Genomic DNA, 17,813 nt, shown 5'->3' with positions numbered 1-17,813 from the left:
ACCAGTTTAATGTGCGGAATTGCCGGATTTTGGCAGAGTCATCTGGGCCACAGTCTTGAGGTTGCTACCCGCATGGGGACTGTGATGGAGTCCCGTGGCCCCGATGATGCCGGTGCCTGGGTCGAGGAGTCGGCGGGCCTGGGGCTGTCTCACCGGCGGCTGGCGATACTGGATCTCTCTCCGGCAGGCCACCAGCCCATGCACTCACCCTGCGGTCGCTATGCGCTTGTTTATAATGGTGAGATCTACAATCACGAGGATCTGCGCCGGAACCTGGACAGCGAGGGCGGCGGGTTTGACTGGCGTGGCCACTCCGACACAGAGACTCTTCTGGCTGCCCTCAGGCACTGGGGTATTGAGAAGACGCTGAAACAGCTGAATGGCATGTTTGCCTTCGCCCTCTGGGATAGCTGCGAACAGGAGCTGTTTCTGGCTCGGGACCGCATGGGGGAGAAGCCCCTATACTATGGTCGCTCCGGCGAGGCGTTCCTGTTCGGCTCGGAGCTGAAGGCACTGAAAATGCATCCAGGGTGGAAGGGCGAAATAGACCGTGATGCCCTTGCACTCTATATGCGGCATAACTACGTGCCAGCGCCGTGGAGTATCTACCAGGGTATCTCCAAGCTACCCCCGGCGCATTTTGTGGTGATTCGCGGCAAGGGTCGTGACATTGGGGAGCCCCGCTGTTACTGGGATCTTGCCGAAGTTGCTGAGAAAGGCATAGCCTCCGCCAGTGGCGGCCCTGAAGCCCTGGAAGAGGAACTTGATCTGCTACTGCGCGATGCTGTGGGGTGCCGTATGGCCGCCGATGTGCCTCTGGGAGCTTTTCTGTCCGGCGGGTATGATTCCACGATGGTCGCGGCGATGATGCAGGCCCAGAGCAGCCGGCCAGTCAAAACCTTCACCATCGGTTTCCATGAAGAGGGCTACAACGAAGCCACCCATGCGCGGGCCGTGGCGGATCATCTGGGAACGGATCATGCCGAGCTGTATGTGAAGCCCGAAGACGCCATGGCGGTTATCCCCAGGCTGCCTTCCATGTACGATGAGCCTTTTTCGGACTCCTCCCAGATTCCGACCTTTCTGGTCAGTCAGCTTGCCCGAAAGCATGTCACTGTGAGCCTGTCGGGGGATGGTGGTGATGAGCTGTTCTATGGTTATGACAGGTATTTCAGGGCAGACCGCATCTGGGGTGTTCTCAGCCGGGTGCCAATGCCACTGCGCCGGATGATGAGTGCTGCTGCATCCCACGCCCCAGGCCATTCTATTGAATGGATGATGAGTCTGCTGCCGGAGCGAATGCGAATCAGCAGTTTTGCAGACCGGCTGCCTAAACTGGCTGAACTTCTTACGCATTCCAGTGGCGAGGCGTTTTACCGGGAGCTGGTGTCCCACGCAAAACATCCGGGACAGCTTGTATTGGGGGCGAAGGAGCCGGACACACTGCTGAGCCAGCCCGAGCTTTTGCCGCAGCTTCCAGGCTTGCGCGAGCGGATGATGTATCTGGATATGATGACCTACCTGCCGGGTGACATCCTTACAAAGGTGGATCGGGCAAGTATGGCCGTGAGCCTTGAAGCCCGGGTGCCTCTGCTTGACCACCGGGTATTGGAATTCGCCTGGCGTTTGCCCACCGAGTATAAATTCCGTGATGGTCAGGGCAAGTGGTTGCTCAAACAGGTACTGTATCGCTATGTGCCGCGGGAAATGATGGAGCGCCCCAAAATGGGTTTTGGCGTTCCTGTGGAACACTGGCTGCGGGGCCCGCTGAGAGAATGGGCTGAGGATCTGTTGAATGAATCCCGCCTTGCCGAGGAGGGTTTTTTTGATCCGGTACCCATCCGCAAAATGTGGCAAGAGCATATCAGCGGTGTAAGGCGATGGCATTACCATCTGTGGGATGTATTGATGTTCCAGGCTTGGCTGAGAGAGCAGGCATGACGAAGAAACTGCTGATTGTGGTAAATCAGCCGGCTTTTTTTATCTCCCACCGGCTGGCAGTCGCAGAGGGCGCCAGGGATGCAGGCTACGAGGTTCACATAGCAACCCAACCGGGGCCGGGTGTGGAGCACATTCGTAGCCTTGGTTTCAGACATACCGAAATTCCCCTTGTCCGCAGTGGCAGGGGCATTTTGTCCGAAATCCGGCTGATGCTTGTGCTTTGGCGGCTGTTCTGGAAATTGAAACCTGATGTCCTGCACCTGGTTACCATCAAGCCGGTACTTTATGGCGGAATAGCGGCACGTCTGGCGCCGGTTGGTGGGGTGGTGGCTGCCATATCGGGGTTGGGTTTCATTTTTGTCTCCACTGGGTTCACGGCATCTGTTGCGCGCAAGCTGGTGGGACTTTTATACCGCCTGGCTCTGGGTAAAAAGAACCTTCGGGTGATCTTCCAGAACCGCTCGGACCGGGATCTTTTTCTCAGATTAAAGGCTGTTGCGCCGTCCAAAGTGGAAATAATCCGCGGGTCCGGCGTTGATCTCTGCTGTTATTCCCGGGAGCCGGAATCGGAGACCGGGCCCGTTGTCTGTCAGGCTTCCCGGCTATTATGGGATAAGGGCGTGGGGGAGTTTGTTGAGGCGGCCCGGATACTCAAAGCACGTGGAGTAGATGTCCACTTTCAGCTGATCGGTGATGTAGATACTGATAATCCGGCTACGGTGAGCCCGGATGAGGTTCAGGCGTGGCAAAAGGAAGGGGTGATTGAGATCCTGGGGCACAGGAGGGATATTGCGCATCTGTTTTCGCACGCACACGTTGTGGTGCTGCCGTCTTATCGAGAAGGATTGCCAAAAGTGCTTGTTGAAGCGGCTGCCTGCGGCCGGGCGGTTGTAACTACCAATGTTCCGGGCTGCAGGGATGCCATTGAGCCAGGGGTTTCGGGGCTTCTGGTCCCGTTACGGGATGCCGTTTCCCTTGCGGATGCGATTCAAAAGCTGGTGATGGACCCGGAACTTCGGGCGCGAATGGGTCGTGCTGGCCGGGATCTGGCTGAGCGGGCGTTTGGCATTGAAGCTATTGTTGATCAGCATCTGGCCATTTATCGGAAGCTGGAGCCGTCTTCGTGAAAGCTGCAAAGAAGCTGGTTGTTTCCGGTGCCACGGGATTTGTAGGTTCTGCCCTGATTTCTCGAATTGTTCGTGAGCCGCACCTGGGCGAGGCCCTGGCGCTGGTTCGCAGTAGGAGCGATACCCTGCCTGCGTCGATAGAGCAGATTTGTCTTGGCTCCACTGGTGACTTTTCACGGCCCTTACCATTGGCCGAGGTAGATACAGTAATTCATGCTGCTGCCAGGGTTCACGTGATGAATGATAGCTCTGATGATCCGTTGACCGAGTTCCGCAGGGTCAATGTTGAGGGTACCCTGGCTCTTGCCCGACAAGCAGCTGAGGCGGGAGTCAGACGATTTGTATTCCTGAGCTCAATCAAGGTAAATGGGGAGTCAACGGAGCCAGGGCGGGCCTTTACTGCAAACGACAGTCCTTCACCTCAGGATCCGTACGGTATTTCGAAAATGGAAGCGGAGCGGGCCTTGCATGAGCTGGCCGCTGAAACCGGGCTTGAAATGGTCATTATTCGTCCACCGCTGGTATACGGGCCGGGTGTAAAAGGAAATTTCGCCACTATGGTTGCGTTGGTGAGAAAAGGGGTGCCGCTGCCTTTTGGTGCTATCCATAATAAACGCTCACTCATTGCGCTGGATAACCTGGTCGATTTGATTATCACTTGCATCGATCATCCCGCCGCTGCCAATCAGACTTTTCTGGCAGGTGATGGCAAGGATTTGTCTACCGCTGAATTGCTCCGCCGGGTTGGTGAAGCAATGGGTAAACCGGCCCGGCTGATTCCGGTGCCCGCAGGAATGCTCATGTTCGGTGCTAGTTTACTTGGCAAAAAAGCGGTTGCTCAGCGTTTGCTTGGTTCCTTACAAGTGGATATTTCCAAAGCGCGCAACGTGTTGGGTTGGGAGCCTATTTTGTCGGTGGGGGAAGGGCTTCGGCGTTGTTTCGTTCCGGGGAATAGACTTTGATTAGGTTGCTTGATTTTTTCTTCTCGCTGTTGGGATTGCTTTTAGGGTTCCCGATATTGTTGCTTCTCATGATTATTGGGCTGTTTGATACCGGCTATCCGATTTTTTGTCAGAAGAGGGTAGGCCGTAACAGCAAGCCGTTCATACTTGTAAAATTCCGCACCATGAAGAAAGACACAGCCTCTGTGGCGAGCCACCTGGCAAGCGCAGATGCCATCACCCCTTTCGGCCGATTTCTGCGGCGGACCAAACTGGATGAGTTACCCCAGTTGTGGAATGTGCTGAAAGGTGAGATGAGTCTGGTTGGGCCAAGGCCTTGTTTGTTTAACCAGGAAGAGTTGATTTCAGAGCGTGAGCAACGGGGTGTGCTAACAGCTCGCCCAGGTATTACTGGCCTGGCGCAGGTAAATGATATTGATATGTCTACACCCCGGTTATTGGCAGAGACGGACCAGAAGATGCTGGAGAATCTGACAGTTGGGGCTTACTTCAAGTACATTTTCATGACCGTGGCCGGTAAGGGCGCTGGCGACCGGGTGCCCGGTAAAGACTGAATGCTTCTTGTCTCCAAGCTTGCTATCGCACTCGTCTCTCCCTTGGCCACTCTGGCTTGAGGATACCGAGACGCTGGATGGGAGTGGCCGGGCGATCAAAGAGATCATAGGGCAAATTGTGGGTAGATAATAGTTTTTGAGACGTATTAACGAATTGCATCAATTCTGAGGCTGAAGGGTTTCATGCGTTTAATGTTATGTTCTTGGTAGGACAGTTTTATACTCGGCGAAGTAAAAAAGAAAAGGGATGATTGTGAGAGCGGAGGAATCATGTGAGCAGAGATAAACAGAACAAACACGCGGGCAGAAATTTTGTTGTTAAGGCCTTTCTGAATCTACCCAGGTTTCAGAAGCGGATTATCTCTGTACTTTCAGATGCCTTTGTCCTGTTCTTTGCTATCTGGGCAGCCTTCGCGTTGCGGTTGGAGCAGCATCTCTGGTTGCCAACTCAAGGTCAGCTGACGGTTGCGGCAATAACGGTCGTGTTCACCATTGGGATATTTATCCGCCTCGGATTGTATCGGGCGGTGATTCGCTATCTTGGAGACAAGGCCTTTCTGACGATTATTTATGGTGTTGTTGCGTCCGCTACCACACTAATCGTGCTGGGTTATCTGCTTCAGGTGTTTGTGCCGCGTTCCGTTCCAATCATATACGGTGCCTTGGCCTTCCTGTTTGTAAGCGGCACACGCCTCAGTGTACGGATGATCGTGAACCACCCAAAACAGCGTGCGAAAGAGGCCGTGGCTATCATTGGCGCAGGCGAAACCGGCATGCAGCTGGCCTCGGCCCTTGAGCAGGGCACAGAATACCGCCCGGTAGTTTTCGTGACCTTTGACCGGTCCAGCCACAAGTCTACGATCAATGGCCTGCCAGTAGTCAGCATCAGTCACATCGCCAAACACATACCCAGACACCGCGTCCAGCGCATCCTGCTGGCGCTGGATGAAGACTCGCAGATTGATCGCAAGAAGCTGCTGAAACAACTGGAGCCATTGTCGATTCCGGTTCAGACCGTGCCTTCCATGTCGGAGCTGGTGGCCGGTCAGGCGCGGATTAACGACATTCGGGATCTGGAAATCGAGGACCTACTGGGGCGGGACCCGGTGCGGCCGGATTCTGCCGTTGTCGCCAAAAGCCTGTACCAGAAATCTGTAATGGTGACCGGCGCGGGCGGCTCGATTGGCTCTGAACTCTGTCGCCAGATCATTCGCCACCGCCCGCGAACGCTGGTGCTGTTTGAGCAGTCCGAGTTTTCCCTGTACGCCATTGAGCGGGAACTGAGCTCCATTAACCAGATCGAGGGTCTGGAGGTAGAGTTGCACCCGCTGCTCGGCAATGTGAACCATCGTCGCCGCTGCGAGACTGCGATGCGGGCCTTTGGTGTTGAGACGGTGTACCACGCCGCCGCCTACAAGCATGTACCGCTGGTGGAGCACAATGTCATTGAAGGTGTGCAGAATAATGTATTCGGCACCTGGCACACGGCGGAGGCGGCCATTGCCGCCGGTGTTGAGCGGTTTGTGCTGGTTTCCACCGACAAGGCGGTTCGCCCGACCAATGTGATGGGTGCCAGCAAACGGCTCGCAGAGCTGGTGTTGCAGGCGCTGGCGCAGCGGCAGCAGAAGACGGTTTTTTCCATGGTGCGCTTTGGTAACGTGCTGGGTTCTTCCGGTTCGGTGGTGCCCCTGTTCCGGGACCAGATTCGCGATGGCGGCCCGGTTACCGTTACCCATCCGGATATTATCCGTTACTTCATGACCATCCCCGAGGCCAGCCAGCTTGTGCTGCAGGCCGGCAGTATTGGCGTGGGGGGTGAGGTGTTTGTGCTGGATATGGGCGAGCCGGTGAAGATTGCGGACCTGGCCCGGAAGATGATTCACCTGATGGGGCTGGAAGAGAAAACCGAAGACGATCCCGCTGGTGATATTGAAGTGGTCTTCACGGGCCTGCGCCCGGGGGAGAAGCTTTACGAAGAGCTGCTTATTGGTGACGATCCCCAGGGCACTTCGCACCCACGCATCATGATGGCACGGGAAGTATCTTTGCCCTGGGAGCGGGTTGAAGAGTTCCTGAGCCAGCTACAGCGCGCCAGCCAGACGTTCGATTGCGGTGCGGTGATTGAGGTACTGAAAAACGCAAAAACGGGGTATGCGCCCAATGGCAACCTGGAAGACCTGGTCTGGTGCAGCGGCCAATCGAACGTTGCCACGGTCGAACACCAGGACGATAAGAAGGTGCACCGCCTGTCCGTGTAGGGTAGGTCGGATTAGGCGAAGCCGTAATCCGACAAGAAACTAGCCTGATGGGCATGGAGCCTGGCCCGGCGGCAGGGGCACCTTTTCTTTGGAAAAAGAACTCGCTTCGCTCGGACACCTTTTTCTGGCAGAAAAGGTACCCCTACCCCCGGGCCGATTGAGCATTGGGGGTATCGTCGGCCAAGTATGCATTAGGACGAGAGAATGCACCTGTCGTCCGAATAGAAAAAACAAAGTTCCACAAGCAAGGTTGCTGTTTCATGTCTGAAAACGTTGTCTGGCATCACCAGAAAGTCACCCGGGCAGACCGGGCTTCCATCAAGAACCAGAGCCCGTGCCTGTTGTGGTTTACCGGCCTGAGCGGCTCCGGTAAGTCCACCATTGCCAATGCGCTGGATGTGGCGCTGTTCGAGCGTGGCTATCACACCTTCCTGCTGGATGGCGATAATGTGCGCCATGGCCTTAACAAGGATCTCGGGTTTTCCGACGAGGGCCGGGTGGAGAATATTCGACGTATTGGTGAAGTGAGCAAGCTGTTCACCGATGCGGGTATGATTGTTCTCAGTGCCTTTATTTCCCCGTTCACCAGCGACAGGCGTCTGGTGCGCAATCTGTTTCCGGCCGGTGAATACATTGAGGTGTTCATGGATACGCCGCTTGAGACCTGTGAGCAGCGGGATCCGAAGGGGCTTTATGAGAAGGCCAGGGCCGGCACGATCAAGCACTTTACGGGTATCGATTCCCCCTACGAGGCGCCGGAGCGGCCGGAAGTGCGCCTGGATACGTCGCAGATGTCGGTTGATGAGTGTGTAAACCGGTTGATTGACTATCTGCTTGAACGACAACTGATTTTTACCCCGCCCCAGACCATCGGAGCATAAAGTAGCTATGGAATGGGAAGCCATTGTTACCCTGCTTACCCTGTTTACGGTTCTTGCGGCGCTGGTGATTACCCGGGTGTCGGCCGATCTGGTGCTGATGGCTGCCCTGGCATTCCTGCTGATTACCGGCATTCTGGGGCCGGTTGAAGCACTGGCGGGGTTTGGTAACCCCGGGGTGATTACCATTGCTACGCTCTATGTGGTGGCTGCAGGATTGAAAGAGACCGGGGCGGTGCAGTGGATTGCCCGGTTATTGCTGGGCCACCCCAAAACCGAGAAAGGCGCGCAACTGCGGATGCTGGCGCCCACCGGTATTCTCAGCGGTTTCATGAACAATACCGCTGTTGTCGCCATGTTCATTCCCGCGATTCAGGACTGGGCCCAGCGCCTGGGCATTCCTTCCTCCCGCCTTCTGTTACCCCTTAGTTACGCCGCCATTCTGGGCGGTACCTGCACGCTGATTGGCACCAGTACCAACCTGGTGGTGGACGGTATGCTGCAGACGCGTCTGGGGATTAACCTGGGGTTGTTTGAGCTGGCCTGGGTCGGGGTGCCGCTGTTGCTGGTTGGCGGGGTGTATCTGGTGTTGGTGGCTTCCCGTGTTCTGCCGGACCGTGGCGGCATGAAGGAGGAGTTGGAGCAGGTTCGGCAATACGGGGTTGAGGTGGAAGTGGAAGCCTCGGGGCCAATTCAAGGCAAGACGGTCGCCCAGGCCGGTTTGCGGGCGCTGAATTACGGCTACCTGACGGAAATCGACCGGGGCGGCCGGCTGATCACAGCGGTGGAGCCGGACCGGATGCTGCAGGCGGGCGACAAGCTGTATTTTGTGGGGGCGCCGGAATGCGCCAGTGAGTTGCGCCGGATCCAGGGCCTGAAGCCCGCCCAGGCCAGTATCCAGAAGCTGGACCTGGCCAACCATCAGCGTTGTCTGGTGGAAGTAGTACTGGGCCAGGAATTCCCGGCCCTGGGCAAGACGGTGCGGGAAAGCCGCTTCCGTACCCGCTTCAATGCCGCGATTCTTTCAGTCTCCCGAGAGGGCAATCGTGTGCCCGGCAAGCTGGGGGATATTACCTTCAAGATGGGGGACACCCTGTTGCTGGAGGCCAGCCATGAGTTTGTGGAGCAGTACCGCTTTCGGCGGGACTTTCTGCTGGTCAGCGGGCTGAACGATTCCACGCCACCGGATTTCCGCAAGGCGCCCCGGGCATTGGGTATTCTGTTGCTGATGGTATTGGTGAGTGCCACTGGCCTCTTACAGATCATTGAAGCTGCATTTCTGGCTGCCGGCGCCATGATTGTCAGCGGCTGCATCACCGCCAGCCGCGCCCGCCGCAGTGTGGATTTGCCGGTGCTGGTGGTGATTGCGTCGTCCTTTGCCCTTGGTACGGCCATGACGGAAACCGGCGGAGCAGTGTGGGTGGCCGATGGACTCCTGGGCCTGTTCGGCCCGCTGACGCCCTGGCTGGCGCTGGCACTGGTTTATATTCTTACGGCAGCCTTTACCGAGGCCATTACCAACAACGCGGCGGCAGTGCTGATGTTTCCCATCGCGCTGGCGGTGTCTGAGCAGTTAGGCGTCAACTTCCTGCCCTTTGCAGTAGCGGTGATGTTCGCCGCATCGGCCTCATTCATCACCCCACTGGGCTACCAGACCAACCTGATGGTCTATGGGCCTGGCCGCTACCAGTTCATGGATTACGTACGCCTGGGCTTCCCGCTGAGCCTGCTGGTGGGCTCGACCGCAATCGGCCTGATTCCCTTCGTCTGGGCGTTTTGACCCCGTAGGTCGGATTAGGCCCGCAGGGCCGTAATCCGACATTTTCTTGCCCGATGGTTCATGAGGCTGGCCCGGCGGCAGGGCTACCTTTTCTTTGGAAAAAGAACTCGCTGCGCTCAGACACCTTTTTCTGGCAGAAAAGGTAACCCCACCGCCGGGCCGATTCTGGCTTTGGAGGGGATTTCGGTAATTGTCGGATTACGGCCCTCCGGGCCTAATCCGACCTACGGGGTTATCCGCGTGGGGAGTGGTAGGTCGGATTAGGCGCAGCCGTAATCCGACAGCCACGCTTAGGCAGATTTAAGAGGACAGCATGCCAGTAATTTTCAGGTATCAAGGGTTCAGGTTCTTTTTTACTCGAATGAAGGTAACCCGCTAGAGCCAGCTCATATTCATGTTCGAGCAGCGGGCAAAGAAGCAAAGTTCTGGCTGTCGCCTTCAGTATCTTTGGCATGCAATGATGGTTTTGATGCCCGAACGATTCGGGTATTGTTGGAGGTGACGGAACAAAATCAGAAGCTGTTAGAGGATGCTTGGCATGACTATTTCGCCTGAAAAAGTCTGGTTCGATGAAGACAATCTCTGGGTCATGCTTTCGGACGGTCGCACAATAGGTGCTCCGCTGGCTTGGTTTCCTCGTCTGCTTCACGCTGACAAGAACGCCCGGGATGACTTTGAGCTGAGCGTTCATGGCATTCACTGGGACTCGCTCGATGAGGATATCAGCGTTCGGGGCTTGTTGGCAGGGCAGGGCGATCATACACATTCCAAGCGAGACCACGCAGCCTGACAAATGCGGTGGCTGGCCCGGCGGGTGGCTTTTGGGGTTTTGTCGGATTACGGCCCTGCGGGCCTAATCCGACCTACGGGTTATCGCCGTGAACAGTGGTAGGTTGGATTAGGCGAAGCCGTAATCCGACAAACATTCATCCATGGAAGGAGAGAGTGTATATGTATTCAGAGCGCTTTGGCCGAGAAGTCAGAATTACCACCACGCAATGCGGAGAATGCGCATCCGATTTATAGCGGATGGTAGGCCCGAATTTGATACCGAATATTCACAATAAGCAGTAAGGGATTATGATTGACATTAAACACCACGGAGCGGTGACGGGCGTAACCGGGTCATGCCATGAGCTGGTTGTTGGCAATTCCGGCATTCTGGTTGATTGCGGTCTTTTCCAGGGCGAGGAAGAGGGTAACCGCGCCACTGCTTCGGATCTTTCCATCGAGTTTCCCATCAGCCATATCCGCGCGCTGGTGGTTACCCATGTCCACATCGACCACGTGGGACGCATTCCCTATCTTCTTGCCGCCGGGTTTGAGGGGCCGATTATCTGTTCCGAGCCTTCGGCCATCATGCTGCCGGAGATTCTTGAGGATGCGCTGAAGATCGGTTTCACCCGGGACCGGGCCTTGATTGAGCGGGTGCTGGGGCTGATTCGGTCCCGGCTTGTGCCGGTGCCTTATGGGCAGTGGCATTCCGTGTTTGATGGTGATGGCGGGTCGCTTTCGGTGCGGTTGCAGCGGGCCGGGCACATTCTGGGTTCGGCCTATGTGGAATGTGAAGCCGAGAGCGATGGCGAGTTTGAGCGGATTGTGTTCAGCGGGGATCTTGGCGCGCCCCATGCGCCATTGTTGCCGGAGCCCCGGCCACCGGAACGGGCGGACCGGTTGGTGATTGAAAGCACCTATGGCGACAGGGACCATGAGAGCCGGGAGGATCGGCGGTATCGGCTCAAATCGGTATTGGAGCACGCGCTTGCGGATGGTGGCACGGTGTTGATTCCGGCGTTCAGTATCGGGCGGACGCAGGATTTGTTGTATGAGATTGAGAGTTTGATTGCGGAGTTTGGGGATTTTGCAGTGTCGGATTACGCATCGCAGGGCGATGCTAATCCGACCTACGAAGGTCGGATGAGGCAAAGCAGTAATCCGACAACCCCGCTGACCTGGAACACTCTGGAAATCGTTGTCGACTCACCGCTGGCTGCCACCTTCACCCGAATCTACCGTAACCTCAAACCCTTCTGGGACGCCGAAGCCACCGAATTGGTCAACCACGGCCGACACCCGCTGTCCTTCGAGCAGCTCACTGTCATCAACTCCCACGAAGACCATCTGAACGCGGTCGACTACCTGGCAAAATCGCACCGCCCCTGTGTGGTGCTGGCCGGCTCCGGGATGTGCGCTGGTGGCCGGGTGGTGAACTATCTCAAGGCCATGCTGGCGGACAGGCGCAATGATGTGCTGTTTGTGGGCTACCAGGCCAAAGGCACTCCGGGGCGGGATATTCTGACCTACGGGCCACGTGGTGGCTGGGTGGAGCTGGATGGCGAACGTTATGACATTCGCGCCCGGGTGCATCAGGTGGGTGGTTATTCTGCACATGCCGGGCAATCGGATCTGGTTCGGTTTGTCAGCGGTATTGAACCGCGGCCATCGGAAATCCGGATTGTGCATGGGGATGCGAGCGCCAAAGAATCGCTGAAAAGCCAATTTCATTCCGCGGGCCTTAAAGGGATAATGATTCCCGGTCTGGCCTGAACCCGTTATCAGTAATTAAAGGATTTTTGGATTTATGAAAAAAATCGCCGTAGTCGGCCTTGGATACGTCGGCTTGCCATTGGCCGCAGCGTTCGGTGAAAAGCGTGACATTGTTGGCTTTGATATCAATGCAAAGCGCATCGCTGAATTAAAAGACGGTGTGGATTTTACCCGTGAGGTTTCCGGGGAAGAGCTGGCGGCGTCAAAGAGTCTGTCTTTTGCCGATTCCCTGGAGGGTATTCGCGATTGTCAGATCTATATTGTGACGGTTCCCACGCCGATTGATGAGTTCAAAACCCCGGATTTAACACCGCTGGTTAAAGCCAGTGAGAGTGTGGGCAAAGTGCTCAAGCGTGGTGATATTGTTATTTATGAGTCCACGGTTTATCCGGGCGCCACCGAAGAGGTATGTGTTCCTATCCTTGAGAAAGTGTCGGGCCTGGTTTTCAACCAGGACTTCCATGCCGGTTACAGCCCGGAGCGGATTAATCCCGGTGATAAAGAACACCGGGTAACCACCATTAAAAAGGTGACTTCGGGCTCAACGCCGGAAATTGCCACTGAAGTGGATGAGCTTTATGCCGGCATTATTACCGCCGGCACTCATAAAGCCAGTTCCATTAAAGTGGCCGAAGCGGCGAAAGTGATTGAGAATACCCAGCGTGATTTGAATATTGCGTTGATGAATGAGTTATCGATGATCTTTTCGAAACTTAAAATCGATACCCATGAGGTGATTGCTGCGGCTGCGACCAAATGGAACTTTCTGCCGTTCAAACCGGGCCTGGTTGGCGGGCATTGTATCGGCGTAGACCCTTATTACCTCACCCACAAGGCCCAGGCGGTTGGTTATCATCCGGATATTATTCTGGCAGGCCGTCGTGTAAACGACAATATGGGCCCTTATGCGGCGTCTGAGCTGGTAAAGGCGATGATCAAGGCTGGGCATACCATCGCCCATGCCCGTGTGTTGATCATGGGCTTTACCTTTAAAGAGAATTGCCCAGATCTTCGCAATACCCGTGTTATTGATGTGGTTAAAGAGTTGTCTGAATTCGGTTGTAAAGTGGATGTTACCGATTGCTGGGCGAACAATGAAGAAGCTGAGCATGAGTACGGGATTTCATTGCATCCGGATCCGCAGAAAGGACAATATGACGCGGTTCTTCTGGCAGTTCCCCACCGGGAATACGCGGAACGTTCTTCCGGTGAATTGCGGGAATATCTGAAAGGTAATGGCGTGTTGTTTGATCTTAAGGGTGTATTGCCTTTGGGTGAGGCCGACTTGCGGTTGTAGCCTTTGTTCTGATCAAAATAAGACCAGTCTTCGGGCTGGTTTTTTTATGGCCTGCTGTTTTGTAAATGAATAATTTTGCCATGCTTCAGTTTATCTATTATTCTTTGTCTGGACTTGGGTCATTTAAATTATAGTGAACTTAATAAGGTTTTTATTTCATGGCAAAGATTAACGATTACTACCAGAAAAAACAGCTTGTGGAAAAGCTGTCTGAAGAACTGGCGCAACTGGAACAGGACCAGGCTCTGAAGGGCGAACTTGAGTTTGAAAACAAGGTTCGCGAATTGATGAAGCAATACGACAAGTCGCCGAAAGACGTTCTCCAGATTCTGGGTGCTATTGATCCGTCCGTTGCTGGCGGCAAGAGTGATACCGCCAGTGGTAGTCGTCCCAAACGCCCAATGAAGACCTACAAGAACCCGCACACCGGTGAAGTGGTTCAGACCCGTGGGGGTAACCACAAGGTTCTGAATGAGTGGCGGAAGAAGTATGGAAAGGAAACTGTGCAGAGTTGGCAGCAGGATTGATTGGGTTTTAGTCTTGGTTTGGTGTCGGATTACGCGCCGTGGGGCGGCGCTAATCCGACCTACGGGGCCACGGAGGTTGGCCACGGTAGGTCGGGCATAAGTGTAGGTCGGATTAGGCGAAGCCGTAATCCGACACCAACCAATCCCGCACCCAAGCCAACATCAGCCCCGATTTTTCCCACCATTTACATTACACTACCCGGCATTCGCCCATTAACGCAATGCAGGAGTCCTTTCGGTGATCCGCTCTTTCTACTGGCACGATTACGAAACCTTCGGTGTCGACCCCATACACGATCGCCCCTCCCAGTTTGCCGGTGTGCGTACCGATGCCGATCTGAACATCATTGAAGACCCGTTGATCCTCTACTGCGCACCCGCGGACGACTACGTACCTTCGCCGGAGGCCTGCCTGATTACCGGCATTACGCCGCAAAGCGCGCTGGAAATGGGGTTTCCTGAGGCGGAGTTCATCGCCCGGATCAACGAGGCCTTCAGCCAGCCCGGCACCTGCGCCGTGGGTTACAACAGCCTGCGCTTCGACGACGAAGTCACCCGCCATACCCTGTACCGGAACCTTCGCGACCCCTATGCCCGGGAGTGGCAGAACGGTAATTCCCGCTGGGACATCATCGATATGGTGCGGCTGACCTATGCCCTGCGGCCGGAAGGCATCATCTGGCCGAAAAAAGAAGACGGCAGCCCCAGCTTCCGGCTGGAAGAGCTTACTGCCGCCAACGGCATCGCCCACGAAGCGGCGCACGATGCCATGTCGGACGTGGAAGCCACCATCGCCGTTGCCAGGCTGATCAAGGAAAAGCAGCCCAGGCTGTTCGACTTCGTGCTGCAGAACAAAGACAAGCACTCCGCCCGCGCCATGCTGGACACTCCCAGTATGAAGCCGGTGTTCCACATCTCCGCCAGGTACCCGGCCACGCGGGGCTGTTGTGCCATGGTCGCGCCACTGGCAGACCACCCCACCAACAAGAACCTGGTGATTGTCTATGACCTGAGGGAAGACCCCAGTGAACTGGTCCTTGCCACGCCTGAGCAGATTCGTGAGCGGGTGTTCACTTCCCAGGCCGATCTGGGGGAGGGCACCAGCCGCTTTCCGCTGAAAGGCGTGCAACTGAACAAATGCCCGGTGCTGGCCCCTGCCACCATGCTCAAATCTCTCTCACCAGAACGACTGGCGGAACTGGAACTGGATGGCGAAAAACTGCGGCAACACCTCGCCATTCTTCGCAAAGCTCCGGACCTGGCGGCAAGAATCGCCCTGGCCTTCGACCAGCCTCACGAAGGCGACCTGACCGACCCGGATGAACAGCTCTACGCTGGCGGTTTTATCAGCAAAACCGACCGGGAAAAGCTCAACTGGCTATTGCAGCAGCCAATGGAAACCCTTGGCGAACTGGATGTGCAGTTTGAAGATGATCGCCTGGCAGAGTTGCTGTTCCGGTACCGGGCGAGGAATTACCCCGATACGCTGATGGGTGAAGAGATGGAGCGCTGGGAAGAGTTCCGCAGCCAGCGCCTGATGAACCCGAAAAAAGGTTGGCGGTCGCTGGAGGCTTTTGCCACAGAATTACAGCGGCTTGCAGCGGATCCCGAATTGACGCCGGAGAAGCGGCATGTGCTGGAGGAGTTGCATTTGTATGGGGAGTCTTTGATTCCTTACGTTTAGCTTGGAACTGGGCTTGTCGGATTACGGCCCTTTGGGCCTAATCCGACCTACGGTTCCAGGTTTTGAACCTTGCCCCCGTAGGTCGGATTAGCGAAGCGTAATCCGACAAACCCGACAACCAAACCCCATGCTGGCAACCCGTAGGTCGGATTAGCGAAGCGTAATCCGACAACCAGGCTCCATATTGGCAATCACCGCCGCCGCTGAAAATAGACACTCAACCCTTGCCCCATCAGACTTTGCACCTCACTCCCCAGCGCCTCGGCCTGAATCTGTTGCTGCACCGGCTTTGTGGCTAAACTGTGGCCGTCGGTATCCCGCGCCTTGACCAGTTTCCACTCCACCTCATTACTCACCATCGCCATCAGCTCCTTCAACTGGCTGGCGTCCTGCTCGCTGAACCAGCGGTCCCGGCAGCCCCCCAGGCCATAGAAGTCGGTTTCTGCGATCAGCGACTGCCACATCGGGTCCTGGCGGTTGGTCAGTACCATTTTGCGCAGCTGGCGCAGAGCGGTGCGGGTGGGTTTGAGGTTGTGCTGGGCGATCAGGTGACGGATCTGTTGGTCGCCGTCGGTCTGTTCGTTGACGGCGGTGTGCATGTGGACCACGGCGCCGTTGCCGGTGGCGGAGCTGACCAGGGCTGCCAGGGAGACATCGGTCATTTTTGCCGAGGGCAGGCGGCCGATTTCGATCCAGTGAACCTTGTGATCATCGGCCACAAACCGCTGGGCGATGGACCAGGGCCAGAAGACGATGTTGTCGATGTCCATTTCGCCGGCCAGTCGCGTGGCCTTGGCAATGTTGGCCAGGGATTCGTCCACGGCGATGACTTCCACGTCCTTCAGGTAGTGGGCCAGTTCCATGGCGCGCTGGCCGGACTGGGCGCCACACACCATGATGCGCAGGGTGTCGGGCAGTTGTGCGGTGTTCATGCCCAGTTCCGTGGCCATCATGGTTTTAAGGCTGGTTTCGGAGCGGTAGGCGAGTTTTGTCCAGTTGGGCCACGCCTGGGGTACGTCGGTTTTTTCCAGGCACAGTTCTTCCGCCTTTTCGTCAAAATTCTGTTTGATGGCTTCTTCGGCGGCACGGTTGTAGTAGCTGGCTGCCAGAACTGGCTGCAGCGCGACGGGCCAGTCCACCAGGTTCCAGCGGCCAAGCTGCACGGCGAACGTCTGGTGGAACATGGCACCGTACATGGCGCTGACGATCAGCGAGCCGATCATGCCGTCCTGTTCCTCGCCCATGACCAGTTGCGCACAAATGCTGTTATTGATTGCAGCGACCAGGCGTTCTTCGTCGTCTTCTGCGGTCAACGCGTAGCCGGTACGGTCTGCATATATGGCCAGCGCCAGCGCCAGTGGCTGAAGTTCATCCCGCAGCGCCACGGTTTGTGCCACTTCGGCGATGATGGCGCGGCGCAGCAGGGTGGCCAGTTCTTCCACGGCCGGGTCCGGCATCAGGGTTTTTTCCAGGGCCAGGATCAGCAGCTCGTCTTCGCTGGCGGCGTCCAGGGCCACCTGGGCATTCGGGTTTTCCAGGTCGTATTGCTGGCGGATGATGGCAGCCACAAAGCGACCGATTTCCTGGTGGGGGAGCCCGCTGTGGCGAAGCAGGAGGATGGCGTCCCGGGCCAGTTTTGAATCTGTTTTCTGCACGTCCAGGTGTTCGGCGCAGGTCAGCATGCCGCTGTAGATGGAGGGCCACTCCAGGCCGGTTTCCAGCAGTTTGCGATAATGCAGGAACGCCACATCGAACTGGCCCTGCAGGCGTTTGGCATGGGCAACCCCGCAGAAAGCGGCGGCGGATTGCCGGTCCATCTCCAGGGCCTGGATGAAGTACTGCTCCGCCAGGGCGGGGCGCTCTGACTTGATCGCCCAGTAGCCCAGATTGGTAAACTGCTGCGGTTGTGCCGGATCCTGATTGAGGCTGTCTGTAAACAGGGTGTGTGCCTTTTCGAGAGCACCATCGTCCATCTCAACACGCCCCAGCAGGCCCAGCGCCACTGCGTTGCCCGGCTCCTGCGCCAGAATCTCGCCCAGATAACCCCGGCATTCATGCCGCGCCTTGATGCGCTGAACCAGCGACACCGGGCTGTTGGACTCACCATAGGCCAGGTTCGCCTGCAGCAGAAGCCGCGCGATATGAGCTTTTTGTGCCTCTGTGGCGTGGATGTTGTGCTGTGCTTGCATGGGACACCTCATGTAACCCGCCGCGGCAATCAGGCGGCAATGGTCTGCAGTTGTTTTGACGTTTTGCAG

14 protein-coding genes are annotated in these 17,813 nt (G+C 56.4%); 13 read left to right on the top strand and 1 reads right to left on the bottom strand.

The genetic code is table 11. The features are described 5' to 3' along the window. Nucleotides 1–9 precede the first annotated feature (9 nt). From asnB to sbcB, 13 genes are all read left to right on the top strand, one after another. On the top strand, nt 10–1,941 hold the full coding sequence (gene asnB, locus DIT72_RS16455; protein ID WP_135956338.1) for an asparagine synthase (glutamine-hydrolyzing): 1,932 nt from the start codon (nt 10–12) through the stop codon (nt 1,939–1,941). Then, nucleotides 1,938–3,068, top strand: a complete 1,131-nt coding sequence (locus DIT72_RS16450) for a glycosyltransferase family 4 protein (protein WP_135956337.1) — start codon at nt 1,938–1,940, stop codon at nt 3,066–3,068. Before asnB ends, DIT72_RS16450 begins: the two co-directional genes overlap by 4 nt. Then, on the top strand, nt 3,065–4,030 hold the full coding sequence (locus DIT72_RS16445; RefSeq protein WP_135956336.1) for a UDP-glucose 4-epimerase family protein: 966 nt from the start codon (nt 3,065–3,067) through the stop codon (nt 4,028–4,030). Before DIT72_RS16450 ends, DIT72_RS16445 begins: the two co-directional genes overlap by 4 nt. Further along, complete coding sequence (locus DIT72_RS16440) at nt 4,027–4,584, top strand: sugar transferase (RefSeq protein ID WP_135956335.1); 558 nt, start codon at nt 4,027–4,029, stop codon at nt 4,582–4,584. Before DIT72_RS16445 ends, DIT72_RS16440 begins: the two co-directional genes overlap by 4 nt. A gap of 272 nt (nt 4,585–4,856) precedes the next feature. After that, nucleotides 4,857–6,842, top strand: coding sequence for a nucleoside-diphosphate sugar epimerase/dehydratase (locus tag DIT72_RS16435; RefSeq protein WP_135956334.1), 1,986 nt, complete (start codon nt 4,857–4,859; stop codon nt 6,840–6,842). A 260-nt stretch (nt 6,843–7,102) separates the two neighbouring features. After that, the gene (cysC, locus tag DIT72_RS16430) at nt 7,103–7,723 is read left to right on the top strand and encodes an adenylyl-sulfate kinase (protein ID WP_135956333.1); all 621 of its coding nucleotides are present in this window, start codon (nt 7,103–7,105) and stop codon (nt 7,721–7,723) included. Between the two features lie 7 nt (nt 7,724–7,730). Further along, nucleotides 7,731–9,500 (top strand): SLC13 family permease, encoded by a 1,770-nt coding sequence (locus DIT72_RS16425; RefSeq protein ID WP_135956332.1) that lies wholly within the window; start codon nt 7,731–7,733, stop codon nt 9,498–9,500. A gap of 390 nt (nt 9,501–9,890) precedes the next feature. Continuing rightward, nucleotides 9,891–10,055: a DUF4160 domain-containing protein gene (locus tag DIT72_RS18580; protein ID WP_228260854.1), complete on the top strand. Its 165-nt coding sequence runs from the start codon at nt 9,891–9,893 to the stop codon at nt 10,053–10,055. Further along, nucleotides 10,039–10,290 carry a DUF2442 domain-containing protein gene (locus DIT72_RS16415; RefSeq protein WP_135956331.1) on the top strand — a complete coding sequence of 84 codons (252 nt, stop codon included), beginning with the start codon at nt 10,039–10,041 and terminating at the stop codon, nt 10,288–10,290. The genes DIT72_RS18580 and DIT72_RS16415 overlap by 17 nt, the downstream gene beginning before the upstream one ends. Nucleotides 10,291–10,580: 290 nt before the next feature. Then, the gene (locus DIT72_RS16410; protein WP_135956330.1) at nt 10,581–12,047 is read left to right on the top strand and encodes an MBL fold metallo-hydrolase RNA specificity domain-containing protein; all 1,467 of its coding nucleotides are present in this window, start codon (nt 10,581–10,583) and stop codon (nt 12,045–12,047) included. Nucleotides 12,048–12,081: 34 nt separating this feature from the next. Continuing rightward, entirely contained in the window at nt 12,082–13,344 is a 1,263-nt protein-coding gene (gene tviB / locus DIT72_RS16405; protein ID WP_135956329.1) for a Vi polysaccharide biosynthesis UDP-N-acetylglucosamine C-6 dehydrogenase TviB, read from the top strand. Between the two features lie 158 nt (nt 13,345–13,502). Beyond that, nucleotides 13,503–13,871, top strand: a complete 369-nt coding sequence (locus DIT72_RS16400; protein ID WP_135956328.1) for a histone-like nucleoid-structuring protein, MvaT/MvaU family — start codon at nt 13,503–13,505, stop codon at nt 13,869–13,871. A gap of 238 nt (nt 13,872–14,109) precedes the next feature. Beyond that, nucleotides 14,110–15,555, top strand: a complete 1,446-nt coding sequence (sbcB, locus tag DIT72_RS16395; RefSeq protein WP_135956327.1) for an exodeoxyribonuclease I — start codon at nt 14,110–14,112, stop codon at nt 15,553–15,555. A 191-nt stretch (nt 15,556–15,746) separates the two neighbouring features. On the opposite strand, the gene DIT72_RS16390 is transcribed toward sbcB, so the two are convergent. Continuing rightward, on the bottom strand, nt 15,747–17,744 hold the full coding sequence (locus tag DIT72_RS16390) for a tetratricopeptide repeat protein (RefSeq protein ID WP_135956326.1): 1,998 nt from the start codon (nt 17,742–17,744) through the stop codon (nt 15,747–15,749). Nucleotides 17,745–17,813 lie beyond the last annotated feature (69 nt).

Origin of the sequence: Marinobacter orientalis (genome assembly GCF_004792665.1) — a bacterium.
GTDB classification, from domain to species: Bacteria; Pseudomonadota; Gammaproteobacteria; order Pseudomonadales; family Oleiphilaceae; genus Marinobacter; species Marinobacter orientalis.
The sequence above is the reverse complement of the archived record's forward strand: the minus strand, read 5'-3'. Positions and strand labels throughout refer to the sequence as shown.

Excerpts from the sequence above, each read along its gene's own strand:
- asnB (WP_135956338.1), top strand. The coding sequence starts at position 10 with ATGTGCGGAATTGCCGGATTTTGGCAGAGTCATCTGGGCCACAGTCTT.
- DIT72_RS16450 (WP_135956337.1), top strand. The coding sequence starts at position 1,938 with ATGACGAAGAAACTGCTGATTGTGGTAAATCAGCCGGCTTTTTTTATC.
- cysC (WP_135956333.1), top strand. The coding sequence starts at position 7,103 with ATGTCTGAAAACGTTGTCTGGCATCACCAGAAAGTCACCCGGGCAGAC.
- DIT72_RS16425 (WP_135956332.1), top strand. The coding sequence starts at position 7,731 with ATGGAATGGGAAGCCATTGTTACCCTGCTTACCCTGTTTACGGTTCTT.
- DIT72_RS16415 (WP_135956331.1), top strand. The coding sequence starts at position 10,039 with ATGACTATTTCGCCTGAAAAAGTCTGGTTCGATGAAGACAATCTCTGG.
- DIT72_RS16410 (WP_135956330.1), top strand. The coding sequence starts at position 10,581 with ATGATTGACATTAAACACCACGGAGCGGTGACGGGCGTAACCGGGTCA.
- tviB (WP_135956329.1), top strand. The coding sequence starts at position 12,082 with ATGAAAAAAATCGCCGTAGTCGGCCTTGGATACGTCGGCTTGCCATTG.
- DIT72_RS16400 (WP_135956328.1), top strand. The coding sequence starts at position 13,503 with ATGGCAAAGATTAACGATTACTACCAGAAAAAACAGCTTGTGGAAAAG.
- DIT72_RS16390 (WP_135956326.1), bottom strand. The coding sequence starts at position 17,744 with ATGCAAGCACAGCACAACATCCACGCCACAGAGGCACAAAAAGCTCAT.